This window comes from Streptomyces sp. NPDC104313 (genome assembly GCF_055583985.1).
Genome location: NZ_JBVJMW010000003.1, coordinates 517,160 through 540,309 on the forward strand (window position 1 = coordinate 517,160; position 23,150 = coordinate 540,309).

The window sequence follows — 23,150 nt, forward strand, 5'->3', positions numbered from 1 at the left end:
GGAGACCATGATCGACCGTATCGAAGCCCTGCTGGACGAAGGCGTCCGAGACAAGGTCTATCCCGGTGCGGTCTGGGCCGTGGGGGATTCCACCAGCACCAAGGCCAGCGGCTGCACGGGGGTGCTCAACCCGGACGAGCCAGAACACCGAATGCAGCTGGACACCGTTTTCGACGCCGCCAGCCTCACCAAGATCCTCGCCGTCTGGTCCTCGATCGGAACACTCTGGGAGGCCGGCCGCCTCGACCTGGACGACCAGCTCGCCACCTACTGGCCGGAGGTCACCGGCTACGAGCTGGGCCAGGTCACGGCGCGACAGTTGCTGACCCACACGGCTGGCGTCCCCCTCCGGGCCCAGTTGAAGAACCAGTACGGAACGAACCACGACGACATCCGCAAGGGCGTGCTGCGCGAACCACTGCATCGGCCGCCGGGCGAGGCGGTCGAGTACACCGACCGCGCGGCCCTGATCCTCGGCTTCCTCGCCGAGCACCTCTCAGGAATGCCCCTGGACCAGCTCGCCACCGAGCGAACCTGGCAGCCACTCGGCATGGGAACCACCCGCTTCGGCCCGCTGCCCGCCGAAATCGCGGCCCGCTGCGCCCCCACCGAGCTGGATCAGGAGACGGATACCCATCTCAAGGGCGTCGCCCACGACTTCTCGGCCCGCCTGCTCGGCGGAGTCTGCGGCATCGCGGGTACCTTCACGGTCCTCGACGACCTGGCGCACTTCCTGCGCCACATGTTGGCCCCCTCGGCGGTCGGGCCCCCTGTCGGGTTCGGACCCAGCTGGACCGCGCAGTCGCTCACCATCCAGACCGGCGGCCTCGAACCGGCCCGCGGCCTGTTCTGGCACCCGGCGCCTGGAACGGACGAGACGGACGACGTGTGGGTCCACTACGGGTTCACCGGTACTGGAATGTGGATCTCGCCAACTACCGGCCACTGGGCCGTCCTCCTCACGAACAAGCTCTACTACACACGCGACCGGCAGCTTCTGGCCGAAGTCCGCAACGCGTTCCGCGAGCTGGCATTCACGAGAGGGCGGTGAGTTGACCGCTCTCGCATGCGTTGCTGGACGCACCGTCCGACGGCCCGGCGCCCCGCCTGTAGGCCGCACCACGCGGGTGCGGCGGGCGGCCCGTATCCCTTCACGGGGGGGATACGGGCCGCCCGCCGTCGGCTGTCAGGCGCGCACCGGCTCCGGCATCGGCTCCGGCAGCCTCTCGTGCACCGTGACCGCGACGTGCACCGAGGCCGGGACCGCGAAGCTGGCCTCGTACCCGGGTGGTGCGAGCAGCTGCCGCACCCGCCAGCCGAGTGGCTGACCGGTGAGATCCAGCCGGTTCATGATGGCGGCCATGCCCTGTCCCGTCGCCTTGGCCATGGCCTCCTTGCGGGTCCACAGGCGGGCGAAGTCCCGGACGAGTTCGTCCTCCGGGCGACCGCCCAGCCACTGCTGCTCCCTCGGGTGGAGGAACGGCAGATAGCCGGCGACGGATTCCGGGGTCGGCCAGGACTCGATGTCGATGCCGATGGTGGCCTCGGCGACCGCGATGGCGACGTGGTCCCCGCTGTGCGACATCGAGAACTCCGGCGGCTCGCCGTCCGGGGCCGGATCGCGGATGGCCGGTCTTCCGTGCGCCCCGCCGCAGCCGGGACACGGCTGCCGCAGGAAGCCGACGCTCCCGGGGGAGCAGCCGAGCGAGGACCCGAGAACGCTCCGCAGCGCCCAGTGGGCGAAGGCGTAGGCCTCCCGGCCGGCCTGTTGCGGTATCGAGGCCAGCCGGCTCCGTTCCTTCTCGTCCAGCCAGTCGGGCGGTGCCGCCCCGGGAAGGAGGCGCTGCCCGGCCGGGGCCCGGACGATCCAGATGCCGACCGGATCGAGCACCTCTCCCGGAGGCGCGTCGGACCACTTGAGGTCGTGTGTCATGTCGATACGGCTCCTGATGCGGCGGGGACCCGGCCGGTCCCCGCCGCGGGTCGGATCAGACGGTGGCTGCGAGCAGCGGCCACGGGCCGGTCGTGGCGTACTGCTCCAGGTCATCGGAGGCGAGATAGCGCCGGAACCCCGGCACCTGCTCCGCCGGGCGGAGCGCTCCGCGGTACAGCACCATGCCGCGTACGCCCGTACCGTTGTCGTGCCAGCACACGAGCTGCAGGTGGTACTCCGGCGTGTCGCAGGTCTCCTGCACGGCGGCCTGGTAACCGTGCGCGGGCAGCATGCTCACCGGGCCGCTCCCACGGGCGCTCTCATGGCGGCGGCCGTGGGAGCGCCCTCGGGGCGTACGCCGAACAGGGCTCCGTAATCGGTGATCCGCCCCGCCGCCTCGCTCCCGCCCGCGGCGTGCAGCGCGTGCCAGAAGAGCACCTGGTTCGCGGTGAGCACGGGAAACCCGAGCCGCTCCTCCAGACCCGCGATGGTGCCCACGGCGCGAACGCCGTTGCCGGCGACCAGCACCGCCTGCGGACGCTGCGGGGCGACGGCGGACTCGATCCACTGCACCAGCGCCTCCGGTGTGATCAGTTTCTGGTTGCTGGGCAGGCCGCAGGGGGCGTGGTGGACCACGTCGAAGCCCCGCTCGCCGAAGTACGAGGCGCCCAGCGCCGACAACTCGTCGTCGAACCACGGCGGGTTGACGAGTGCGATCCGTTCCGCGCCCAGGGCGATGAAGCCGGCCGTCGCCGCGTGGGTCGTGCCGGTGAGCGGAATGCCGCGGGTGCGCTCGGCGAGCCGCTCGAACAGCTTTTGCTCGCCGTCCGCGCCCAGGACATAGGCGGAGCTGGTGAACCCCAGGGCGATGGAGTCCAGCGGGGAGGCGGCGAGCAGCTGGACGGCGTCGTCGATGAAGGGCGGGTCGATGAAGGCGCGCACCGGGTCGTGCGGGATCTTGGGGTCCATCTCCCCGCCGGGGCGCATCGCCCCGAAGTGGACGCGCGAACCGTGGATGTAGACGTCGCGGGGCGCCATCGCCTGGAGCTCCGACTCGGGCCCGACGTCCGCGTGCGGAACGACGACGCCTATGCGGGCGACCGCGCCCCACCCGTCCTCGCGGGCCTGGAACTGCGTCATGGGGTGCTTCTCCTCTTCTGCCGTTCGTGTGTTGTGTTGTGTGGTTGCTGTTGCTGTTGCTGCTGCTGTGCCTGTGTGCCTGTGTGCCTGTGTGCCTGTTCTGTCTGTTCTGTCTGCTGTGCCGTTACGGATACGGGGCGCGGGTCAGGACGCCTCGTCGGCGAGCGAGCCGCCGCTGACTGTTCCGGTGCCGTCCTCGTCCAGGAACTTCGGGTGCTTGCGGCGCATGTTGTCCATCACGAACGCGTACGGCACGTCGTCGAAGTCGCCGTGGTCGGTGAGGAACTCCATGCTCTGCCGCCCCTGTGCGTCGAAGGGGTGGTAGAGGCTGTCGGAGCGGCCGTCGAACTCCAGCGGGGTCATCCCGTACAGCCGGCACAGGAGCTTGTTGAAGACCGGGGTCACCTGGAGCCAGCGGCCTTCGAGATACACGGTGGCCAGGCCGTGGAAGAAGACGTCGCCGCCGATGTAGGCGCGCAGCCGGTCGGAGGCGAGGTGGTTGCGGACGTCGCTGTAGTGCAGCCGGGCGGGGATGCCGACGGCGCGGCAGCAGGCGGCGTAGAGGACGGACTTGTGCAGGCAGAAGCCCTTGCCGCCGGCGATGATGCTGGACGCCTTCAGACCGTCGGGCGACAGGTCGGCGCCGTAGACCTCGTAGTGAATGCCGTCGCGCACCGCGTAGTAGAGGGCGACGGCGAGGCCGACCTGGCCGGCGGTCTCGCGGTCGATCCCGTCCAGGGCCTTGTCGACGAAGGCCTTGACGCTCCCGTGCTCGTGGTCGAGGAAATCGGTGGCCGCCGTGAGGCGGGCGAGGTCGTCGGCGGTCGGCTGTGCGGCCGTGGCGCCGGCGGCCGGCCGCTCGGACAGGGCGTCGGCCGTCGGCTGCTCGGACAGGGCGTGGGCCAGGGTCTCGGTCATGCGAATGCCTCTCGTCACAGGCCCATCAGGGCGGCGATGCAGTTGCGCTGGATCTCGTTGGTGCCGGAGTAGATGGAGCCGGCGGTGGCGTTGCGCAGTTCACGCTCGATGCCCGTGCCGGTCAGGTAGCCGCGGGCGCCGAAGATCTGGATCGCGTGCTGGGCGGTGAGCTGGTTGGCCTCGCTGACCACGATCTTGGTGGCGGCCACGTCCAGCGACGCGTCCTTGCCCTGCTCGACCTTGAGACCGGTGTCGTACAGCCACTTGCGGGCCGTCTCCACGGCGATCTTCATGTCCGTGATCTTGTGGGCGACCGCCTGGTTCTTGCCGATGGCACTGCCGAACTGCTGCCGGGTGGTGGCGTGTTCGACCACCCGCTTCAGCCGGTGGGTCATCTCCCCGAGGTTCACGGCGAAGGAGAAGAGAACCTCCCGCTTCATCACGTAGTCCATGATCAGGAAGCCGGCGCCCTCGCTGCCCAGCCGGTTGCCGACGGGCAGCCGTACGTCCTCCAGCGTGACCTCGCTGATCGGGGAGGTGCGCAGCCCCATCGTCTCCAGCGGCTCGCCGACGGTGAGGCCCGGTGTGCCGCGCTCGGCGAGGAAGGTGCTCAGCCCGAAGGCGCCCGGCTTGCCGGTGCGGACGTAGAGCAGGAAGAGACCGGCGACCGGGGCGTTGGTGATGAACATCTTGCCGCCGTTGAGGACGTACTCGTCGCCCTCGCGGACGGCCGTGGTCCGGATGTTCATCACGTCCGAGCCGTGGCTCGGCTCGGTGATCGCGTGCGCGGTGATCGCCTCGCCCGAGGTGACCTGCGGCAGGTAGCGCCCGCGCAGGTCCTCGGAGCCGAACGCCTGGAGCGGGATGCCGACGCTGACGATCTGTGTGGACGCCGAGAAGTTCAGGCCGGCGTCCCGGCTGGTGTGCCCGAGGCCCTCCAGCGCCGCCATGGTCTCGGTGAGCGTCCGGCCGGCGCCGCCGTACTCCGGGGCGAAGGGGAGGGTGAAGAGGCCGGACCGTTGCAGCGGCTTCCACTTGTCGTGCGGGAACTCGCCGGCACGGTCCCAGCGGGTGACGTCATCGTTCAGCTCGTCGCCGTAAGGCGCGGTGATGCCGTACGTGTCCGGGGCCTTCTCTGATGCCATGAGTGGTCTGCCTTGCCTTTCGCTGGGCGCTGGGGACCGGGTGCGGGGCCGCGCCGTCGCGGCCCCGCACCCGGCGGTACGGATCAGTAGCGGGAGAAGCCGTCCTCGGAGAGCGAGTGCTTCTCGTCGCCACGCAGCGCCGGGCTGAAGACGGAGACGAGGAGGAGGTCCTCGTCGTCGGAGGCGACCAGGTGGTGGGCGTCGTTCTTGTCCAGGGCGTAGATGGTCCCGGTCGTGATCTTGTGGTGGGCGCCGTCCACGGTCACCACCTCGCCCGAGCCGCCTATGCAGTAGCAGGCCTCCAGGTGGCCGAGGTACTGAAGCGCGCTCGTCGTGCCCTGGCGGACCAGCGTTTCGCAGACGGTGAAGCCCATGCCGTCGGCCTCGGTGAGCAGGCGGTGGCTGGTGCCGCTGCCCCACTCGATCGCGGGGACGTCGGAGAGAGAACGGACGATCATGGAAGTGCTCCTGTCATCGTTGTTTTCTGGACGTGTGTGCTGCCGGTGCGATGCGTGTGGGGGACTCTCGGTGCTCTCGGTGCTCTCGGTGCTCTCGGTGCTCTCGGGGCGCGTGGGGCGCATGGGGTGTGTGGGGCTCATCAGGCGCGTAGGGCGCGAAGTGCATTTAGAGCTTGCGGAGCCTGTGGAGCTTGTGGGGTTCGTGGGGTTCGTGCAGGGAGGAGAAGGGTCGTCAGACCGAGGCCGGAGCGGCCTTGCTGACGAATCCGCGGATGTCCGCGAGCGTGCGGTAGGCGGCCGGCTCCAGCGGGATGTCGTCGACGGGGATGCTGTACGTCTCGGATATCCAGGAGATGAGGCGGACCAGGCCGAGGCTGTTCACGACGGTGCTCTCGATGAGGTCGAAGTCGTCGGTCAGGTCCTCGGCGTCCTCGCCGGCCAGGAACTCACTGACGATGTAGTCGCGGATCGGGTCGTTGGTGACGGTGCTCATCAAGCGTCTCCGTTCAGTTGGTTTTTCTTGATCGAGTTGCGGTCCGGTTTGCCGGTCGCGGTCTTCGGCAGTGGGGTACAGGCGAGCCCCACCGAGCTGGGCACGGCGTGCCGCGGCAGGTGCTTCGCCGCGTACGCCCGCAGGCCCAGTGAGCTGAGGGAGGTGCCGTCCCGGCGCACCACTTCGGCGTGCAGCCGGGTGCCGGCCTCGGGGCAGGGCAGGGCGACGACGGCGGCCTCGACGACGTCCGGGTGCGCTCCGAGGACGGTCTCGACCTCCATGGTGTTGGTGCGCACGCCGCGCACCTTGACCTGGAAGTCGGTTCGCCCCTGGAGGAAGTAGCGGCCGTCGGCGTCGCGGTGGACGAGGTCGCCCGTTCGGTAGAACATGGCGCCGCCGCCGCGCGGGTCGGGCATGAACGCATGGGCGTTGCGGGCCTGTTCGAGATAGCCACAGGTCTGGAAGGGGGTGTGCACCAGCAGTTCGCCGGTGCCGGGTCCGCGCAGGACCTCGGTGCCGTCGGGACCCTCGATCAGCACCACGGCGTCGGTGCCGTCGATCGGGGCGCCGATGGGCAGCGGGTGCACGTACGTGTCCGGATCGATGTCCTGGATGAAGCTGTCGTTGGTCTCCGTGCAGCCGAAGACGTTGTGGAAGCGGGCGGCCGGGCAGGCGGCGAACGTGTCGCGCAGCCCCTGCTCGGACACGGCCTCCCCGGTGAACACGACCGTGCGCACCGCCGGATAGCGAGCACCGTCCACGGCCAGGAGCCGGTGCAGCAGCGGCACCCCCTGGACCAGGGTCACCTCGTTGCTCTGTGCGAGCTCGCGGAGATAGCCGGCGTCCCCGCTGGCTCCGGCGTCGGCCAGGACGACGGTGCCGCCGGCCTCCAGCACGGTCCAGACGTCGAGGAGGGCCAGGTCGAAGTTGAGCGGCGAGAAGCTCAGCGAGCTGGTGCGGCCGTCGATCCCGAACTTCTCCGTGGCCCAGTCGGCGAAGCGGTCGTAGGCCCCGGTGCGGACCGGGACGAGCTTGGGCACGCCGGTGGACCCGGAGGTGGTGAGGGTCAGCAGCGACTCCTCGGGGTCGGGGGCGCTGAAGCCGTCCGACAGCGCGAGGTCGGCCTCCTCCCGTGACAGGGTCGCACCGCCACCGGGGACCGCGACGGCCGACAGCGGGCCGTGGGCCTGGGCGGTGAGCGTGGAGAGGGCGGCGGCGCCCAGGCTGGGCGACGGCACCAGGGTGTTGATCCCCTGACGCCAGGCCGCCAGCAGCAGCGCTACGGTCTCCGGCGACTTGTGGGCCGGTACGCACAGGGCGCGTACCGATCCGAAGCCGGTGCCGTCGAGGTCCGCGGCGGCGAGGCCGGCCAGCCGGTCGAGGTCCGCGTAGGTGACCCGCCGGCCGGCGAAGACGAGCGCGGTGCTGTCGGGCTTTTCCTGCACGTGTCTGCTGAGTGCCTGCAACAGGCGAGGCGAAGGCAACGGTCCCCCCTCGGTGGATGGGCAGTCTGGCTACGAGAGAGAACCTACGGGGTTTTATTTGCATGGTCAAGCAAGTAAAAGTTGAGATCCCGTGATCCAGGTCACAGGTCCGGAGGTGGAAGAAGAACCCCGAACATGCAAAAGACGACGGGAGGTCCGGTCGCCCGGACGTGTCCCGCCGTCTGTCGTGGTCGTGTCAGGCGGCGCTGCGCAGTGCCTGCACCGCGCGGGCGAGCTGGTCGTCGGCGCTCGCGGTGTTGAGGGCCGAGCTGAGAACGTCGGCGTAGGTGGCGCGGGCGTCCTGGTAGTGCTTGCGGCCCTCGTCGGTGATGACGGCGAAGACGCCGCGCTTGTCGTCGGCGCAGTTGTCCTTGTAGGCGTAGCCGGCGCTGTCCAGGCGTCCCACCAGGCGAGTTACGGAGCTCTGGCCCAGGCCGATGTGGTCCGCGAGCTCCTGCATGCGGCATTCGCCCTTCTCGGCGTGGGTGAGGGCCTCCAGTGCGCGGTACTCGGAGAGGCCGACGCCGTAGCGGCGTTGCAGGGTGTGCGCGAGCTGACGTTCTACGAAGGCGTGCAGGCCGAGGACGGCCTCCCACATGGTCTGGTCGGAGGCGGCGCGCGGCTGCTGGTGGATCGTCATGGAACGGCTCCCCTTCTCGACTGCGATGAACAACAAGATACATGCCCATGCAATCATCTGGGGAGTAGTGATGCCCATGAAGGGGACCCTGGCCGATATGTAGTTGTAGGTGCAAGTGAAATTCGGGGGTCGGGGTCAGCGGGTCATGCCCTCCAGGGCGCTGCAGGCATAGGCGGCCGAGACGAGTGTCATGTGCCGGTGCCAGCCGGGGAAGGAACGGCCCTCGAAGTCGAGGAGGCCGAAATCCTCGCCCATGCGGTCGATCGAGGCCTGTGCCCCCTGGGGTGAACGGGTCAGCTCCAGCAGTTCGGCCGGGTGGCGGTCGGTGATGTTCGTGAGCCAGATCTGTCCCGGGCGCCCGCTGCTCGCGTCCCACTCGGCCATGAGCCGACCCGTCCCGTGGCTGCGCTCGCCGTCCGGGCGCAGCCCGTGTACGGGAGTGTCGTACGAGATGACCTGCCGGCCCGCCCCCGCCGGGTGCCGTACACCCCGGCGCAGCAGCATGCCGCGCGCCGACTCCCTTTCTCCGGGTGGCAGTTCCGGCCCGGCGAGGGTGGTCTGACCCGGGATGGCGAGGACGAAGGGGTGCTCGCCGCCATGCAGTCGCTGCGCCAGCGGCGCGACGTCGCACAGGGCCGTCAGGTCGGCCACCACCGGCGCCGTCCGCCCGTTCGACCAGGACGTCATCCCCTGCACCAGGTGCAGGGCGTGGTCCCAGAGCGGTTGGGCCCGCGTCGTCGCCGGGATCTTCGCGCGGTCGCGCACCGCCTCGTCGCGGGTGAACCGGGGAGGCAGGAAGAGTCGCCAGTCGACCGGGACGTGTGTTCGCCCGGCGTCCAGGAACAGGCCGAGGCCTAATTGGCAGTTGACGGTACGCCCGGACTCCGGCACGAAGCGCTGGTGCACCCCGGCCGAGCAGTTGCCGCGCTTGGGCAGTACCGCCGGCGCCAGCGTCCAGGCCCGCACCGGGAGCGACCGGGCGGCCCAGCGGGCCAGCTCGCCGCGCGCCGGCGTCCACTCCCACGGGCTGGCGTTGACGAACTGGTGCAGCGACGTCGACGCGGCCTCCGAGCCGGTCACGACGGCCGCCATCCGGCGCACGGTCTTCTTTCCCGGTGTCCGCAGCAGCCCCTGGAGGTACACCTGTCCCCATCGCTGCTGGTCGGAGCGGTGTAGGTGGCCGAACAGGAGCTGGGGCAGGTCGCCCAGCGGTCGGCCCGTCGCCATGTCGGGCGTCTCGTGCGTCGTCGTCACTGCAGGTCCCTCCCAGGTGGGCGTCGCTGAGCAGACTAACAAACATAGAGAATGTTCGTTATATTTCTCTCCGAGAGAACGACTACTTGCCGAGGTCCAAGGAGAAGGCGCATGCAGGAACGGGCGGCCAGGACGCGCCAGGCCGTGTTGGAAGCGGCCGCTGATGAGTTCGCCGACCGCGGTTACGAAGGCGCCTCCCTCCAGCGGGTGGCCTGGCGGGCCGCGACCTCGATCGGCGCTCTGACCTTTCACTTCCGGAACAAGACCGCCCTGGCCGAGGAGGTGCGCACGACCGGGCGTGCCCGCTTCGGGCGTTGCCTGGAAGAACTCGCGGCCGAGAGCGTCGCCGACCCGTTGCGGGAACTGCGCACCCTGATCGGTGTTCTGGCCCGGCTGGCGCACGAGGACCCCTTCGTGCGCGCCACACGCCGGATGGAGGCCGACCGCCCCGAGTGCCTGCGGCCGTTGGCCGAGGTCTGGCTTCCCGTGCTCCGTGGGCTGCTCGGCCGGGCCCATGGCGCGCAACGGCTCCGTCCCGGCGTATCTCCCGAGGACGCCGTGACCATGTTGGCGCACCTCGCGGAGGGCGCTATGGCCGTCGGCGGCCAGACCCGGGACATGTCCTGGGACAAGGTCTGGGACTCGGTCTGGGACGTCGTCCTCCACGGCCTCGCCGCCGACCGGACGGGCTGCGGGGCGGAGGCCGTCTGAAGGACGGGCCCCGCCCCGCCCGCCCTGGTCCGGACGGTCTCAGACGGTCGTCCGCAGCGACCTCGCCACCGCGTCCGCCACCTCGTCCAGGATCTGCGTGCCGGGTACCGCCGTCAGCCGGTTCCGGACCAGGGCGGCCCCGGATCTGACCTGCGGCCAGGCCTGGTAGGCGATTCCGCCGGGCCCCTGGTGGCCGAAGGCGCCGGAGCGGACGGCCGGGTGACGGCCCTCGTCGAGGAGCTGGAGGCCGCCCTCGCCGTACGCGCTGACCCCGCCGAGCAGCGGATCCAGGCCCTCGACCCAGAAGCTCCGCGCCTGGTCCAGGGTGCGGCGCGACAACAGCAGCGGCTCCTCGCCCGGGGCCCGTACGGCGTCCGCCGCCAGGATCCCCTGGAGCCGGGCGAGGCCGCGGGCCGACGCGTACGCCCCCAGTGAGGGGATGACCGCGTACCGCCGCCGGCTCTCGCTCCACACCCCGGCGTCCATGGGGAACGGGGACGGGTTGTTCCACACCCGCCCGGCGAGGTCCGCCCCGCTGCCACCGGTCCCATCGCCCGCCCCGCTGCCGCCGGTCCCGTCGCCCGTCCCGCCGTCCAGTGCCGGGAAGCGGGCGCGGAAGTCCGCGTCGTACGAGATCCGCGCGGTGTACGGCAGTTGGTCGGGTACGAGGCCGAAATGGATGTCGAGGCCCAGCGGGCCCGCGATCTCCTCCAGGAAGAACAGGTCGAGATCGCGGCCGTCGACGCGGCGGATCACCTCGGCGGCGATCCACCCGGCTGTCCACGGCCCGTGCAGCACACCGCCGGCCCGCGGATCCTCCTCAGGGCTGTGCAGTTCGAGCAGTGCGGCCATCATCTGCGGGTTCTCGACATCGCGCTGGTCCAGGGCCGCCGCCATGCCCGGGAGGCGGGCGGTGAACGTCAGCACGTCCCGCAGCGTCACCGCCCCCTTGCCGCGCACCGCGAACTCCGGCCAGTAGTCGGCGACGGGCCGGTCCAGCGCGAGCGCGCCCATGTCGGCGAGCAGCAGGACGGCCGTGGCCAGGATTCCGTGGGATCCCGTCAGCACCGGTTCGAGGGTGTCGCCGGTCCAGGGTGTCCCGGTGACCGGGTCGGCGGTGCCGTGCCACAGGTCGACGACCGTCTCACCGTCCCTGACGACCGCCAGCGCGGCTCCCTGGGAGCCGGCCGGACCCGCGTCCCGGCAGGCCCGTTCGAAGGAATGGCGCACGGCGGCGAACCCGGGCGCCGTGGTTCCGTTGACGCCGGCCGCCGTCGGCCGGGGCCGGAGCCGCGGGAGGACCTGCCGTACCAGAGAGGTCGTCATGTCAAGAACTCCAGAAGTGGTGGGGAGCCAGGGACGGTGGTGGGCGGTGCGTGGGCCGGGCCCGGCTCACACCTCGGGGGCGCCTGCCGGGTAGGGGAGGAACTCAAGGTCCGTCAGGTCCTGTTCGGTCAGCCGGACCCGGTCGCCTTCGAGGTTCTCCGCGAGGTGGTACGGCACCGTCGTGCCGGGCAGCGGCACCACGTGATCGCCGAGCCGCAGGAGCCATGCCAGCGCGACCTGCGCGGGTGTCGCCTCGTGCCGGGCGGCCACCTGGGCGACGGCCTGCGTGAGGGCGAAGTTGTGGCGGATGGCGCGCGGGGCGAAGCGGGGCTGGGTGCGCCGCCAGTCGTCCGGGGCCAGGTCGTCGGACCGGGCCAGCGCACCGGTCAGCAGGCCCCGCCCGAGTGGGGCGCCGGCCAGCAGTGCGATCCGGCGCTCCACCGCGTACGGCACGACGTCGTCGAGACCGCAGCGCGTGAACAGCGACACCTCGGCGGCTATCGCCGCCGCCTCGTGCACGGCTTCGGCGTCGCGGGCCTCCCGCGTGGTGACGACAGGCAGCCCCAGCATGCGGATCTTTCCCGCCCAGACCTGCTCGGCCAGCGCACCCCAGCTCTCCTCCAGCGGTACGCCCGGGTCGACGCGGCGCAGCAGATAGAGGTCGATGTGGTCCACGTGCAGCCGGCGCAGGCTCTCGTCGACGCCGTCCCGCAGCTCCTGCGGACTGCCCGCCGGCCGCAGCGCGCCGTCCGCGTCGCCGAGCAGGCCGCCGCCGGTACACAGCACCACCTCGTCCCGGCGCCCGCGGATGGCCTCACCGATCAGCCGCTCGTTGTCCCCGGCCGCGTAGGCGCCGGCCGTCTCGACGAGGTTGACCCCGAGATCCACCGCCTCCTGGACCAGCGATACGGCCTTGCTTCTGTCCCTGAGGGTGGGGGCGTAGCGGTACGAGAGGCCCATCGCGCCCAGACCCAGCCGGCCGACGACCGGCCCGTCCCTGCCCAGTGTTGTGGTTCGCATCCTGCGAGAACTCCCTTCTCCACAGAGGAAAGCGACCACTTCATAGCACCAGCCCGGGACGCCGAAGCCCAGGAACCCGTCGCTACTTGCCGACCTCCGGACTACTTCGGGATGTCCACCGAGCGCTGTGGGGAGAGGAGCCGCACGCTCGGCGGGACGTGCGGCACGGGTCGTACCCGGCCAGGCGGCTCCTTGGCCTCCAGGGTGACGCGACGGCACGTCCGGCAGCTCGTGGCGCGGGCCCGTCACGGGGTCGCCGTCACCGCCGACGAGCTCTTCGCCCGGGGCCACAACGGCGAGGCGGGCCGGGAGATCCGAGTGCCGTACGTGGCCGCGCACGCCGCGCACGCCGCGTAGGCCGCGCAGGCCGCATACGGCACTCAGTCGCGTCGCGGCCCCTGGTTCCCAGCGGGGGCCGGCGCCGTGATCCGCGTGATCGCCTCGACCGTCAGGGCGCGTTCGTGGGGCTCGGTCTCCAGGGCGCGGTGGATCGACAGGCCCTCGATGAGCGCGTCCAGCTGACGGGCGGTGGCCGGGTCGAAGTGCCATTCCAGGGCGCGGCGGCTGCGGCCCATCCAGGTGCGGGTGAGCTCGCGGTAGGCGGGCCGGCGCGCGGCGAGGGTGTAGAGCTCGTGGGTGAGGATCAGCTCGCGCTGGTGGCCGCCGGAGAGGTGGTGGACGAGATCGGCGACGGCCTCGCGCGCCTCGGCGGGGGTGCTCGCGGCGCCGAGGTGTTCCTCGAAGACGGCGACGATCGTGCCGGAGAAACGCGTGAACGCCTCGTGCAGCAGCTCGTCCATGCCGGAGAAGTGGTACGTCATCGAGCCGAGCGGAACGCCCGCGCGGGCGGCGACCTTACGGTGCGAGACGCCCGCGACGCCCTCGTCGGCGATGAGGTCCAGCGCGGCGTCGATGATGCGGTCCCGCCGCTCGGGGTCGGTGCGCCCTGTCGCCACGCGGGGCCTCCTCGGTGGGCTCGGTCTCCTCGCAGCATAGAGCGCGGGGGAGGGAGCGGGAGCGGAGGAGGGAGCGGAGGACGCCGCCCTCCGGGGCGGGCGTGGAGCCGCCCGGTGCGCCGGTTCCTGGAGCCTGTCAGTCCGACCTGGTGTAGATCAGGTCCTCGCCCGTCCCGGCCGTGGACCGGCGCAGGTCCCCGCCCGGGAGCAGGGTCAGTTCGGTGGGCTTCCCTGAGGTGCAGGAGGAGGCCGGGCGGCCGGAGGACACCGTGGAGGGGCCGACGCGGACCGGGCCGTCCCCGGCGGGGCGGCTGGAGAGCGAGGCGCTGAACTCGCAGCGGTACGTGGCTCCGGAGTCGAGGGGGCCCTCGGCGGTGAGGACGAGGACCTGGTCGCCCACGTCCCCCTGTCGAATGGTCAACGTTCGTGAGGAAGCGCCCTGTTCGCCGGGTATGGAGCCGGTCCAGGTGCCCAGGAATTCCTTCGGTACCGCTCCCTCGCCGCCCTGCTGTCCGCTGCCGGACCCGCCGGGCCTGGCGGAGCCCGACGGGCCGGGGGAGGCGGTGTCGCCCGGGGCGGTGCCGTTCATGAACGCGTACACCGATCCGCCCGCCCCTATCGCCACGGCCACGGCGACGGCGATGAGCGCGGCGGTGGCCCCGGCGGAGCGGCGCTCCCGGGCGGGCGAGGCAGGGGTGGGCGCGAAGTGGGCCGGAGGGAAGGGCTGTCCGGCGGCAGGGCCGGGCGCCGGGTGCGGGGCCGGCTGCTGGGCGACGGGGTCGCCGTACGGGGAGTGGTGCGGCGCGTACGGGTGGGGCCCCGGCGGTATCGGGGCGGCGGGCGGCGGTACAGGGCTCTGCGGCGACTCCGGGCTCGTCCGGGCGGCCTGCGGGTGCTGCCGGTGGTGCGGAGCCGCCTGGGTGGGCGGATGCCGCGGGGCGTGGGGGCGCTGCGGATGCTGAGCGCGCCGGGCGTGCTGCGGGCCGTACGGGTCCTCCCGGACGCGCGGATCCTCCTGGCCCCGTGGGTCCTCCGCGCCCCGTGGGTCCTCCCGGACGCGCGGGTCCTCCCGGTCCTCCCGGCCCCGTGGGTCCTCCGGGTCCTCCGCGTCGAGCAACCCCACCGCATGGCGGCCCAGTTGGGCGATGAGGGTGGCGGGCAGCCAGGGTTCGTCCGCCTCCGCCTCGCCCAGCCGGGCCAGGATCTCGCCGGTGCCGGGGCGGGCCGCCGGGTCCTTCGCCAGACAGTCCCGGACGACGCCGGCCAGGTCCTCCGGAACCCCGGTCAGGTCCGGGTCCTCCTGGGCTATCCGGAACATCAGGGCATGGACCCCGCCGCTCTCCGCCGCACCGAACGGCAGCCGCCCGGACGCCGCGTACGCGAGGACGGACCCGAGGCAGAACACATCGCACGCGGTGGTCACGCGCTCGCCGCGCACCTGCTCGGGGGCCATGAAGCCGGGCGAGCCGATCAGGGCGCCGGTGCGGGTCAGATCGCCGTCGGGCACGGATTCCAGGGCGCGCGCGATACCGAAGTCGATGACCCGGGGACCGTCGATGGTCATCAGGACGTTGGAGGGCTTCAGGTCCCGGTGGATGAGCCCGGCACCATGGATGTGCTGGAGGGCGTGGGCGAGCCCGGAGCCGAGGAACCGTACGGAACGCAACGGCAGCGGCCCGTACGCCCCCGAGTCCGTGACCGGGGCGCCGGGGCGGCCCGAGACGATGCGATGGAGAGAGGGCCCGGCGACGTAACCGGTGGCGACCCAGGGGACGGGGGCCTCGGTGTCGGAGTCCAGTACCGGCGCGGTCCACGTGCCGCCGACCCGGTGCGCGGCACGGACCTCCTGGCGGAAGCGGGCCCGGAACTCGGGCTGCTCGGCGAGCTCACGGCGGACGAGCTTGAGGGCGACGGTGCGGCCGCGGTCGGAGCGGGCGAGGAAGACCTGGCCCATGCCGCCCTCGCCCAGGCGGCCGAGGAGACGGTACGCACCGATGCGGTGCGGGTCGTCGGACCCGAGCTTTTCCATGGTGCGTTTCCTCCCGGTGCGGCCCGCACGAGGATAGCGCCGCCACCCGACGCCGGCCCCGGCTCCCCTCTAGGACACGACACGCGGACCCTCTGGTTCCACCCCGGCCGCCCCGGCGACCCGACACCCTGCCGATCCATCCGCTCCAGGTCGTACAAGGTGGCCATGGGGACCGCCCCCATCAGAGCCTAGGCTCGCCGCATGACCCCTCAAGCCCCTCATGCCCCGTCCGCCGACCCCGCGGCCGGTGCGGCCGTGAAGGCCGCGGACCGCGCGCACGTATTCCACTCCTGGTCCGCCCAGGGCCTCATCGACCCGCTCGCCGTCGCCGGCGCCGAGGGGTCCTACTTCTGGGACTACGACGGCAACCGCTACCTGGACTTCACCAGCGGGCTCGTCTACACCAACATCGGCTACCAGCACCCCACCGTGATCGCCGCGATCCAGGAACAGGCGGGCAAACTCGCCACCTTCGCGCCCGCGTTCGCGATCGAGGCACGCTCCGAGGCCGCCCGCCTCATCGCCGAGCGCACCCCCGGTGACCTGGACAAGATCTTCTTCACCAACGGCGGGGCCGAGGCCGTCGAGAACGCCGTCCGCATGGCCCGGCTGCACACCGGCCGCCCGAAGGTGCTCTCCGCCTACCGCTCGTACCACGGCGCGACCTCCACCGCGATCAACCTCACCGGCGACCCGCGCCGCTGGCCCTCCGACAACGGCTCGGCGGGCGTCGTCCGCTTCTGGGCCCCGTTCCTCTACCGCTCCCCGTTCCACGCGGCGAACGAGGCCGAGGAGTGCGCCCGCGCCCTCCAGCACCTTGAGGACACCCTCGCCTTCGAGGGCCCGGCCACCATCGCCGCGATCATCCTGGAGACCATCCCGGGCACGGCGGGCATCATGACCCCGCCGTCGGGCTATCTGGCGGGCGTCCGCGAGATCTGCGACCGGTACGGGATCGTCTTCGTGCTCGACGAGGTGATGGCCGGATTCGGCCGCACCGGCGCCTGGTTCGCCGCCGACCACTTCGACGTCGTGCCGGACCTGCTGACCTTCGCCAAGGGCGTCAACTCCGGCTATGTACCGCTCGGCGGAGTCGCCATCAACGCCGAGATCGCCGCGACCTTCGAGACCCGCCCCTACCCCGGCGGCCTCACCTACTCCGGACACCCGCTGGCCTGCGCCGCCGCCGTCGCCACCATCGGCGTGATGGAGGACGAGAAGGTCGTCGAGCACGCGGCCCGGATCGGCGAGACCGTCCTTGGCCCCGGTCTGCGCGAACTCGCCGAACGCCACTCCTCGGTGGGCGAGGTGCGCGGCCTCGGCGCGTTCTGGGCGCTGGACCTGGTCCGCGACCGGGAGACCCGTGAGCCGCTCGTCCCGTACAACGCCTCGGGCGAGGCCAACGCCCCCATGGCGGCCTTCGGCGCCGCGGCGAAGAAGCAGGGGCTGTGGCCGTTCATCAACATGAACCGGACCCATGCCGTCCCGGCCTGCAACGTCTCCGAGGCCGAGGCCAAGGAAGGGCTCGCGGCCCTGGACGTCGCGCTCTCCGTCGCCGACACGTACACGGTGCGGGGCGCGTAACGGCACTCCCGGCCCGTACGCCGAGCGACCGGACGATCTGGTTCCGTACGTGATCGACCTTGTACGCGTCCCCGTACGTATCCCCGTACGTACGGGGATACGCATCCCCGCCGTGCCCGGAATCGGCACGGCGGGGGCCCTGGCTTAAGGTGACCCGAGCCAGAGGTGATCCCCGCCGGAAACGGTCGGCGAACGGGGACGTACAGGGACAGACGGATGGGGGCCGGTATGAGTCCGAGCGGAGGTGTGACGCGCAACACCCTGCGCCAGCAGATCGCCGACGCGCTGCGTGACGAGGTGCTGGCAGGGCGACTTCCGCCGGGCCGGGAGTTCACCGTCAAGCAGATCGCCGAGCAGTACGGGGTCTCCGCGACACCCGTCCGCGAGGCGCTCTTCGACCTCTCCGCACAGGGGCTCCTCGCCTCCGACCAGCACCGCGGCTTCCAGGTGCGCGAGTTCACCGTCGCCGACTTCCGCGCGATGGCCGAGGCCCGCGCCCTCGTCGTCGAGGGCCTCTTCCGCAACCCCGCCGAGCGGGTCGCCGTCCGGCCCGAGGGGCTCGCCCCGATCCGCCGCCGGGCCGCGGAGGCGGTCCGCGCGGCGAAGGGCGGCGACCTCGACGTGCTGATCGGGTACGACCTGCGGTTCTGGCGGGAGCTCGGGCAGTTCGTCCTCAACCCGTACGTCGCCGACTTCCTCACCCGGCTCCGCGTCCAGGCCTGGGTCTTCGCCGTGCACCGGCTGCGCCGCGACGGCATGGACGAGGACGTGCTGTGGTTCGGTCACGAGGACCTGGTCGACGCCATCACCCGGGGCGACCACGAGCAGGTCCACGCCGCCATGCACTCCTACTACGCGCACGCGCTCGCCTGGGCGGACCGGCTGGAGGCGCGGGCGGCCGGAGGAGACGCCCCCGGGCCGCCGGAGTCCCCGGAGGCGCAGGGCCCCTGTGCGTGAGGTTCGCCCCGCATTACGCTGTTCCGACGATCGACCGAACCCGTTGGAGAGCGAGACTTCGTGGCCTGTGACCTGTGGCTGGTCCCCCTCGTCGATGTGCTGTGCCACAGCGCCGACAATCCGTTCGCCGAAGAGATCGCCGTCTACGACAAGGCGCTGAACGACGCCGGGCTGCCGCCCGTCCCCGTCTACGCCTACATGCCGGGCCTCAACGGGGACGTCGCCCCCGTGGCCGGCTTCGACTACGACGCCCTGCACTTCCTGCGCCGCGCCTACCTGCTCCAGCTGAGCGGCCTGGCCGTCACCCCCGTCGCGGGTCTCGACGGCGACTACGAGCAGCTCCTCGAAATGTTCGAACAGGGCGCGCAGCAGTCCCATCTGGTGTGGCACTACGACCATGCCGGGGCGTACGTCCCGGTGGACTTCGCGGCCCCGCTCTCCGATGACGCGCTCCTGGCGGGCGGCGGACCGCTGGGCTCCGCGCACGGGCTGCTGCGCGAGCTGGAGTTCGTCGCCCCGTCCATCGGCATCGACCCGGCCAACCCGCCGGCCGCCCCGCAACCGCCCTCCGGCCCCACGGCCCTGGAGGAACCGGCGGACCCGATCCCCTACGACGACAGCCCGTTCGCCCGGGAACGCCACGTCTGGCTCGGCCTCCACGCGGCGGCGACCCGCAGCCTGGCCCAGGGCTCGATGATCATCTTCAGCTGATCGGGCTCCCGGGCGCCGGATCCGGTCCGCCCGCTTCCGCAGGCGGACCGGGACGCCGGTATTCAGCCGTTCAGCCCGTCATCCAGCCGTTCAGTCCTCCATCCAGCTGCTCGGCCCGTCATTCAGCCGTTCGGCCCGTCAGGTGATCGAGGACCGGGGGTCCCGGGGCGGCGCACCCGGAGCCTCACCCCGCACCCCCGGCCCCCGGCCCCCGGAATCCTCACCGCGACGGCGACTCCGGCGGCCGCTGCCGCGGCATGTTCGGCCGCGCCGCCACCGATGGCATCGAGAACCGGCCCGGTGCCCCCCCCGACTCGCCGCGCCCCCCGGCGCTCCCCGTCGCCAGGGCCTGCATGCCCATCGGCGCGGGCCCCGCCCGGAACTCCACCATCCAGTCCGCCGTCTCCGACCGCACCAGCTCGGTGACGTCCTCGGAGAACCTCCGCAGCACCCCCAGGCACCGCTCGGCCGCCTCACTGGCCGTGCCCTCGGTCGGCCCGAGCATTTCCCGTACGCACTCCGAGGACCAGTCGAACTGGAGCACCTGGAGCCGCCGCTGCACGGCCTGGGCCGTGGCGAGGTTCCTTATCCACCCGGAGGTGAGACCGAAGTACCGGTCGCAGGCCATGCAGGCGGCCCCCAGCAGCAGGGACAGATAGCCCCAGCCCGCGGAGCCGCTCAGCGTTCCGGTCAGGTCGAGCAGCGGCAGGGCGGCCCCGGCGACCACCCCGGCCGCGGTGCCCATCCGCAGGGCCCTGGCGGCCCGGCGCTTGCGGACCCGGTCGGTGAGATACCAGTCGGCGGTGTCCAGCGCGCCGGTCTCGACCCAGCGGTAGAGCTCGTCGAGCCGCTCGGCCGGCTCGCCCCAGTCGCCGAGGGGGAACGGGCGCCCGGTCAGATCGCCACCGGCGGGACGTCCCCTGGCCGGGCTGGAATCGGAATGCTCAGCTCCGTTTTCACCGGATCCCGCGTCGGACTCCTTGCGGGGCGGCCCCTCGGGCTGCATCTCCGGCTGACTCACCGGGGCACTCCTCTGCACTCTGACGGACGGACGGACGCGTAGGGCTTCCCGGAACCGGACCCGACCGGCCCGGAGAGGGCGGGGCGGTCCGCACGGCCGAAGGTCCCCGCAGGGTAACTCTGCGTCACCGCACATGCATGTTCGTGTGCCGATGCGCATGCCCTTCCTACCGCCGAATGGTGGGCCGCGGGGTCGAGATCGCGGGATTCCCGCCTGCACACGGCCGCTGGTCAGGTATAGGAGCACTCACGCCGGTTCCTGGATCTCACCCGAAAGAGTTGGTCCCCGGTGGGTGGAGCGCGGTGCCCGGGGAGCACGTAGGCTCGGCTTACCGAAACAATTGTCGTCGAAATGCCAGGAGTGACCGTGATTCCCGGTGGTGGTCAGCCCGATATGCAGCAGCTGCTCCAGCAGGCCCAGAGGATGCAGCAGGATCTCGCCGAGGCCCAGGAGGAACTGGCCAGGACCGAGGTCGACGGACAGGCGGGCGGCGGTCTCGTGAAGGCCACCGTGACCGGCTCCGGCGAGCTCCGCGCCCTGGTGATCGACCCGAAGGCGGTGGATCCGGAGGACACCGAGACGCTCGCCGACCTCGTCGTCGCGGCCGTTCAGGCGGCCAACGAGAACGCTCAGGCGCTCCAGCAGGCGAAGCTCGGCCCGCTGGCGCAGGGCCTGGGCGGCGGGTCCGGCATCCCCGGCCTGCCGTTCTGACCGGACCTCCGGTCGGACCGGTCCGACCGGACTGACCGGACTGACCGGACTGTTCCGGCCGGAGCGGTCACCCGGCAGATTCACGGGCCTACAGGTACCGACCCGTACCCACTACGGTACGGAGCAGGAAGCAAAGAAAGGCGTTCCGTTGTACGAAGGCGTTGTTCAGGACCTCATCGACGAACTGGGCAGGCTGCCCGGCGTCGGTCCCAAGAGCGCGCAGCGGATCGCCTTCCACATCCTGCAGGCCGAGCCCACGGACGTACGACGGCTCGCGCACTCCCTCCTGGAGGTCAAGGACAAGGTCCGGTTCTGCGAGGTGTGCGGCAATGTCGCGCAGCAGGAGCAGTGCGGGATCTGCCGGGACGCGCGCCGCGACCGGAGCGTCATCTGTGTGGTCGAGGAGCCCAAGGACGTCGTGGCGATCGAGCGGACGCGTGAGTTCCGTGGCCGCTACCACGTCCTGGGCGGGGCGATCAGCCCCATCGAGGGCGTCGGCCCGGACGACCTGCGCATCCGCGAGTTGCTGGCGCGGCTCGCGGACGGCTCCATCACGGAGCTGATCCTCGCGACCGACCCCAATCTGGAGGGCGAGGCCACCGCGACGTACCTGGCGCGGATGGTCAAGCCGATAGGTCTCAGAGTGACCCGGCTGGCCAGCGGCCTGCCCGTCGGCGGCGACCTGGAGTACGCCGACGAGGTCACCCTGGGACGCGCCTTCGAGGGGAGGCGGCTGCTGGATGTCTGACGCCACCGCCGTGCGCCCCCGGCCCCTTCACGTACTGCCGTCCGCTTCACCGTCTGTGACCGTGCCCACGGGAGGTCCCCTCGATGTCTGACGCCACGCTGAACTCCGTCACGCAGGACCCGGGCGACTTCGCCGTCCAGATCGCGGACCAGATCAAGACGTTCATCGTCGCGGTCACCGAGGTGTCCAAGGTCGACGAGCCGGAAGAGGCCGTCCCGGTCCTGCTCCTCCAGGTCTCGCAGCTCCTGCTCGCGGGCGGTCGCCTCGGCGCGTACGAGGACGTCCTGCCCGACGAGCGGTACGAACCGGACCTCGGTCCCGAGCCGGACGCGGACGGCCTGCGCGAGCGGTTCGCGGTGCTGCTGGAGCCGATCGACGTCTACTCCGAGGTCTTCGACCCGTACGAGCCCCGCAAGGCCCCGGTCCCGCACCGGATCTCCGACGACCTGGCCGACCTGGTCACCGACCTCGGCCACGGCCTCGCGCACTACGAGGCCGGGCGCACCGCCGAGGCGCTGTGGTGGTGGCAGTTCTCGTACTTCTCCAACTGGGGCTCCACCGCCTCCGCCACCCTGCGTGCCCTCCAGTCCCTGGTCGCCCATATCCGCCTCGGCCAGCCCCTGGAGGAACTGGACGGCCTGGACACGGACCAGGACCCGGGCGAGGAGGACCTCGCCGAGGAGGCGGGCCGCGTGATGCTCCAGGAGATCGCGGCGCCGCTGGGCCTGCGCCCGGTGAAGTAGCCGGAGCCGGCGGGCCACCGGAACGCGCGGATGGTCACCGGAACGCGTCGGCGTTCCCCTCGGCCCAGCTGCGGTAGGGGCGGGCGGGCGCCCCGGTGACCCGGGCCACGGTGTCGCGCACGGCCAGCAGCGCGTCGTTGACGTCGCCGCCCATCAGGTCGAGGACACTGTCCGCGACCTCGGCCCCCATCATCGCGGCCATCGGCGGGTACGCCTCCTCCCGCGTGATCCCGACGCAGGTCACCTCCCGGCCCAGCACCCGCCCCAGCTCACCGGCCTGCCGCCGCGGGCTGATCCGCTTCGGCCCGGTGAGCGGGTACGTCAGCCCCCGGTGACCCGGCCCGGTCAGCGCCGCACGGGCCACCGAGGCGATGTCGGCGGGGTGGACGGTCGGCAGCCCGACGTCCGCGTACGGCACGCGCACCACGGACGCGTCGCGCACGGACTCCGCCCACCAAAGGGTGTTGGAGGCGAGCTGCGTCGGCCGCAGGACGGTCCACGCCATCCCGCTCTCCCGCAACCGGCGTTCTACGGCGAGGTTCGCCCGCGCCGGGCCGAGGTGCGGATGGGTCATGACGGTGATGGAGGAGACCAGCACCACGTGCTCCACCCCCGCCTCCCGGGCAGCGTCCAGCACCCCGGCGTCGTCGCCGACGCCCGAGATCAGGAACAGCGAACGCACGCCGTCCAGTGCGGACTTCAGCGACCCGGCCCGCCCCAGGTCGCCCTCCGCCACCTCGACCCCGTCGGGTACCACCGGCCGGGCCCGTGGTGCGTCGCGGGTCAGCGCCCGGACACCGCTCCCGCGCCCGTCCACGTACAGCTGTCGCAGCAGTTCCCTGCCGATGTTCCCGGTCGCACCGGTCACCAAAATCATCGCTGAGCGCTCCTCTGTCCGGCCGCCGACTGTTCGACGCCGGGAACGCTAGAACCTCAACCCGTCTTGAGATCAAGCCAGTTGGGCGGGATGCCCGCCACTTGACCTCAACCGCACCTGAGGGCCGAGGCTTCCGGTGAACGGCCGGCGCAACGGCCGCATCCCACGAGGAGATCCCCCATGACATCAACTACTTCCTGGAAGCGATGGCCGCTCCCGGCAGCCAGTTTCTGACCCACTGCCGGTCCTACCGACGCCCGCCCGTCCTCGTCAGGCTCTCGCCTGAACGGA

Annotated in this window: 25 protein-coding genes; 9 read left to right on the forward strand and 16 right to left on the reverse strand. The window is 71.7% G+C overall.

Going from position 1 to position 23,150, the window contains the following annotated elements; translation table 11 throughout:
* Nucleotides 1–7: 7 nt before the first annotated feature.
* The gene (locus tag ACZ60Q_RS09510; RefSeq protein WP_469630719.1) at nt 8–1,051 is read left to right on the forward strand and encodes a serine hydrolase domain-containing protein; all 1,044 of its coding nucleotides are present in this window, start codon (nt 8–10) and stop codon (nt 1,049–1,051) included.
* 135 nt (nt 1,052–1,186) lie between these two features.
* On the opposite strand, the gene ACZ60Q_RS09515 is transcribed toward ACZ60Q_RS09510, so the two are convergent.
* From ACZ60Q_RS09515 to ACZ60Q_RS09560, 10 genes are all read right to left on the reverse strand, one after another.
* Nucleotides 1,187–1,933: a 4'-phosphopantetheinyl transferase family protein gene (locus ACZ60Q_RS09515; protein WP_469630721.1), complete on the reverse strand. Its 747-nt coding sequence runs from the start codon at nt 1,931–1,933 to the stop codon at nt 1,187–1,189.
* A 55-nt stretch (nt 1,934–1,988) separates the two neighbouring features.
* Nucleotides 1,989–2,225 (reverse strand): DUF6253 family protein, encoded by a 237-nt coding sequence (locus ACZ60Q_RS09520; protein WP_469631303.1) that lies wholly within the window; start codon nt 2,223–2,225, stop codon nt 1,989–1,991.
* A 2-nt stretch (nt 2,226–2,227) separates the two neighbouring features.
* Entirely contained in the window at nt 2,228–3,073 is an 846-nt protein-coding gene (locus ACZ60Q_RS09525; protein ID WP_469630724.1) for a maleate cis-trans isomerase family protein, read from the reverse strand.
* A 144-nt stretch (nt 3,074–3,217) separates the two neighbouring features.
* Complete coding sequence (locus tag ACZ60Q_RS09530; protein WP_469630727.1) at nt 3,218–3,991, reverse strand: transglutaminase-like domain-containing protein; 774 nt, start codon at nt 3,989–3,991, stop codon at nt 3,218–3,220.
* A 14-nt stretch (nt 3,992–4,005) separates the two neighbouring features.
* Nucleotides 4,006–5,136: an acyl-CoA dehydrogenase family protein gene (locus tag ACZ60Q_RS09535; RefSeq protein ID WP_469630729.1), complete on the reverse strand. Its 1,131-nt coding sequence runs from the start codon at nt 5,134–5,136 to the stop codon at nt 4,006–4,008.
* Between the two features lie 83 nt (nt 5,137–5,219).
* The gene (locus ACZ60Q_RS09540; RefSeq protein WP_469630732.1) at nt 5,220–5,594 is read right to left on the reverse strand and encodes an ectoine synthase; all 375 of its coding nucleotides are present in this window, start codon (nt 5,592–5,594) and stop codon (nt 5,220–5,222) included.
* A gap of 232 nt (nt 5,595–5,826) precedes the next feature.
* On the reverse strand, nt 5,827–6,087 hold the full coding sequence (locus ACZ60Q_RS09545; protein WP_469630735.1) for an acyl carrier protein: 261 nt from the start codon (nt 6,085–6,087) through the stop codon (nt 5,827–5,829).
* Complete coding sequence (locus ACZ60Q_RS09550; protein WP_469630738.1) at nt 6,087–7,532, reverse strand: AMP-binding protein; 1,446 nt, start codon at nt 7,530–7,532, stop codon at nt 6,087–6,089. Before ACZ60Q_RS09550 ends, ACZ60Q_RS09545 begins: the two co-directional genes overlap by 1 nt.
* A gap of 235 nt (nt 7,533–7,767) precedes the next feature.
* Nucleotides 7,768–8,211, reverse strand: a complete 444-nt coding sequence (locus ACZ60Q_RS09555; RefSeq protein WP_469630740.1) for a MarR family winged helix-turn-helix transcriptional regulator — start codon at nt 8,209–8,211, stop codon at nt 7,768–7,770.
* 135 nt (nt 8,212–8,346) lie between these two features.
* Nucleotides 8,347–9,465: an IS701 family transposase gene (locus ACZ60Q_RS09560; protein ID WP_469630743.1), complete on the reverse strand. Its 1,119-nt coding sequence runs from the start codon at nt 9,463–9,465 to the stop codon at nt 8,347–8,349.
* Between the two features lie 111 nt (nt 9,466–9,576).
* Here ACZ60Q_RS09560 and ACZ60Q_RS09565 point away from each other — a divergent pair, with 111 nt between their 5' ends.
* Complete coding sequence (locus tag ACZ60Q_RS09565; RefSeq protein ID WP_469630746.1) at nt 9,577–10,176, forward strand: TetR family transcriptional regulator; 600 nt, start codon at nt 9,577–9,579, stop codon at nt 10,174–10,176.
* A 39-nt stretch (nt 10,177–10,215) separates the two neighbouring features.
* Here ACZ60Q_RS09565 and ACZ60Q_RS09570 read toward each other — a convergent pair whose 3' ends face one another.
* Nucleotides 10,216–11,502 (reverse strand): serine hydrolase domain-containing protein, encoded by a 1,287-nt coding sequence (locus ACZ60Q_RS09570; protein WP_469630749.1) that lies wholly within the window; start codon nt 11,500–11,502, stop codon nt 10,216–10,218.
* A gap of 66 nt (nt 11,503–11,568) precedes the next feature.
* Nucleotides 11,569–12,522: an aldo/keto reductase gene (locus ACZ60Q_RS09575; RefSeq protein WP_469630751.1), complete on the reverse strand. Its 954-nt coding sequence runs from the start codon at nt 12,520–12,522 to the stop codon at nt 11,569–11,571.
* A gap of 204 nt (nt 12,523–12,726) precedes the next feature.
* Here ACZ60Q_RS09575 and ACZ60Q_RS09580 point away from each other — a divergent pair, with 204 nt between their 5' ends.
* Nucleotides 12,727–12,879: a hypothetical protein gene (locus tag ACZ60Q_RS09580; RefSeq protein WP_469630754.1), complete on the forward strand. Its 153-nt coding sequence runs from the start codon at nt 12,727–12,729 to the stop codon at nt 12,877–12,879.
* Nucleotides 12,880–12,902: 23 nt separating this feature from the next.
* Here ACZ60Q_RS09580 and ACZ60Q_RS09585 read toward each other — a convergent pair whose 3' ends face one another.
* Both ACZ60Q_RS09585 and ACZ60Q_RS09590 read right to left on the reverse strand, forming a co-directional pair.
* Nucleotides 12,903–13,478, reverse strand: coding sequence for a TetR/AcrR family transcriptional regulator (locus tag ACZ60Q_RS09585; RefSeq protein ID WP_469630757.1), 576 nt, complete (start codon nt 13,476–13,478; stop codon nt 12,903–12,905).
* A 136-nt stretch (nt 13,479–13,614) separates the two neighbouring features.
* Nucleotides 13,615–15,507, reverse strand: coding sequence for a serine/threonine-protein kinase (locus ACZ60Q_RS09590; RefSeq protein WP_469630760.1), 1,893 nt, complete (start codon nt 15,505–15,507; stop codon nt 13,615–13,617).
* A 201-nt stretch (nt 15,508–15,708) separates the two neighbouring features.
* Between ACZ60Q_RS09590 and ACZ60Q_RS09595 the strand changes: the two genes are divergently transcribed.
* The 3 genes from ACZ60Q_RS09595 to ACZ60Q_RS09605 all read left to right on the forward strand — a co-directional run bounded on the left by ACZ60Q_RS09595 (nt 15,709) and on the right by ACZ60Q_RS09605 (nt 18,759).
* Nucleotides 15,709–17,091 carry an aminotransferase class III-fold pyridoxal phosphate-dependent enzyme gene (locus ACZ60Q_RS09595; protein ID WP_469630762.1) on the forward strand — a complete coding sequence of 461 codons (1,383 nt, stop codon included), beginning with the start codon at nt 15,709–15,711 and terminating at the stop codon, nt 17,089–17,091.
* Nucleotides 17,092–17,319: 228 nt separating this feature from the next.
* Nucleotides 17,320–18,048: a GntR family transcriptional regulator gene (locus ACZ60Q_RS09600; RefSeq protein WP_469630765.1), complete on the forward strand. Its 729-nt coding sequence runs from the start codon at nt 17,320–17,322 to the stop codon at nt 18,046–18,048.
* Between the two features lie 60 nt (nt 18,049–18,108).
* The gene (locus tag ACZ60Q_RS09605; protein WP_469630768.1) at nt 18,109–18,759 is read left to right on the forward strand and encodes a hypothetical protein; all 651 of its coding nucleotides are present in this window, start codon (nt 18,109–18,111) and stop codon (nt 18,757–18,759) included.
* A gap of 220 nt (nt 18,760–18,979) precedes the next feature.
* Here ACZ60Q_RS09605 and ACZ60Q_RS09610 read toward each other — a convergent pair whose 3' ends face one another.
* On the reverse strand, nt 18,980–19,780 hold the full coding sequence (locus tag ACZ60Q_RS09610; protein WP_469630770.1) for an SLATT domain-containing protein: 801 nt from the start codon (nt 19,778–19,780) through the stop codon (nt 18,980–18,982).
* A 366-nt stretch (nt 19,781–20,146) separates the two neighbouring features.
* On the opposite strand from ACZ60Q_RS09610, the gene ACZ60Q_RS09615 reads away from it, so the two are divergent.
* The 3 genes from ACZ60Q_RS09615 to ACZ60Q_RS09625 all read left to right on the forward strand — a co-directional run bounded on the left by ACZ60Q_RS09615 (nt 20,147) and on the right by ACZ60Q_RS09625 (nt 21,982).
* Nucleotides 20,147–20,491: a YbaB/EbfC family nucleoid-associated protein gene (locus ACZ60Q_RS09615; RefSeq protein WP_469631306.1), complete on the forward strand. Its 345-nt coding sequence runs from the start codon at nt 20,147–20,149 to the stop codon at nt 20,489–20,491.
* Nucleotides 20,492–20,639: 148 nt separating this feature from the next.
* Entirely contained in the window at nt 20,640–21,239 is a 600-nt protein-coding gene (recR, locus tag ACZ60Q_RS09620) for a recombination mediator RecR (protein WP_469630773.1), read from the forward strand.
* Between the two features lie 83 nt (nt 21,240–21,322).
* A complete protein-coding gene (locus ACZ60Q_RS09625) occupies nt 21,323–21,982 on the forward strand; it encodes a DUF5063 domain-containing protein (RefSeq protein ID WP_469630776.1) in 660 nt (219 codons plus the stop codon).
* A 34-nt stretch (nt 21,983–22,016) separates the two neighbouring features.
* On the opposite strand, the gene ACZ60Q_RS09630 is transcribed toward ACZ60Q_RS09625, so the two are convergent.
* On the reverse strand, nt 22,017–22,859 hold the full coding sequence (locus ACZ60Q_RS09630; RefSeq protein ID WP_469630779.1) for an SDR family oxidoreductase: 843 nt from the start codon (nt 22,857–22,859) through the stop codon (nt 22,017–22,019).
* Nucleotides 22,860–23,150 lie beyond the last annotated feature (291 nt).

Coding starts and splice junctions, on each gene's coding strand:
- ACZ60Q_RS09510 (WP_469630719.1), top strand. CDS start 8: ATGATCGACCGTATCGAAGCCCTGCTGGACGAAGGCGTCCGAGACAAG.
- ACZ60Q_RS09515 (WP_469630721.1), bottom strand. CDS start 1,933: ATGACACACGACCTCAAGTGGTCCGACGCGCCTCCGGGAGAGGTGCTC.
- ACZ60Q_RS09520 (WP_469631303.1), bottom strand. CDS start 2,225: ATGCTGCCCGCGCACGGTTACCAGGCCGCCGTGCAGGAGACCTGCGAC.
- ACZ60Q_RS09525 (WP_469630724.1), bottom strand. CDS start 3,073: ATGACGCAGTTCCAGGCCCGCGAGGACGGGTGGGGCGCGGTCGCCCGC.
- ACZ60Q_RS09530 (WP_469630727.1), bottom strand. CDS start 3,991: ATGACCGAGACCCTGGCCCACGCCCTGTCCGAGCAGCCGACGGCCGAC.
- ACZ60Q_RS09535 (WP_469630729.1), bottom strand. CDS start 5,136: ATGGCATCAGAGAAGGCCCCGGACACGTACGGCATCACCGCGCCTTAC.
- ACZ60Q_RS09540 (WP_469630732.1), bottom strand. CDS start 5,594: ATGATCGTCCGTTCTCTCTCCGACGTCCCCGCGATCGAGTGGGGCAGC.
- ACZ60Q_RS09545 (WP_469630735.1), bottom strand. CDS start 6,087: ATGAGCACCGTCACCAACGACCCGATCCGCGACTACATCGTCAGTGAG.
- ACZ60Q_RS09555 (WP_469630740.1), bottom strand. CDS start 8,211: ATGACGATCCACCAGCAGCCGCGCGCCGCCTCCGACCAGACCATGTGG.
- ACZ60Q_RS09565 (WP_469630746.1), top strand. CDS start 9,577: ATGCAGGAACGGGCGGCCAGGACGCGCCAGGCCGTGTTGGAAGCGGCC.
- ACZ60Q_RS09570 (WP_469630749.1), bottom strand. CDS start 11,502: ATGACGACCTCTCTGGTACGGCAGGTCCTCCCGCGGCTCCGGCCCCGG.
- ACZ60Q_RS09575 (WP_469630751.1), bottom strand. CDS start 12,522: ATGCGAACCACAACACTGGGCAGGGACGGGCCGGTCGTCGGCCGGCTG.
- ACZ60Q_RS09590 (WP_469630760.1), bottom strand. CDS start 15,507: ATGGAAAAGCTCGGGTCCGACGACCCGCACCGCATCGGTGCGTACCGT.
- ACZ60Q_RS09595 (WP_469630762.1), top strand. CDS start 15,709: ATGACCCCTCAAGCCCCTCATGCCCCGTCCGCCGACCCCGCGGCCGGT.
- ACZ60Q_RS09600 (WP_469630765.1), top strand. CDS start 17,320: ATGAGTCCGAGCGGAGGTGTGACGCGCAACACCCTGCGCCAGCAGATC.
- ACZ60Q_RS09625 (WP_469630776.1), top strand. CDS start 21,323: ATGTCTGACGCCACGCTGAACTCCGTCACGCAGGACCCGGGCGACTTC.
- ACZ60Q_RS09630 (WP_469630779.1), bottom strand. CDS start 22,859: ATGATTTTGGTGACCGGTGCGACCGGGAACATCGGCAGGGAACTGCTG.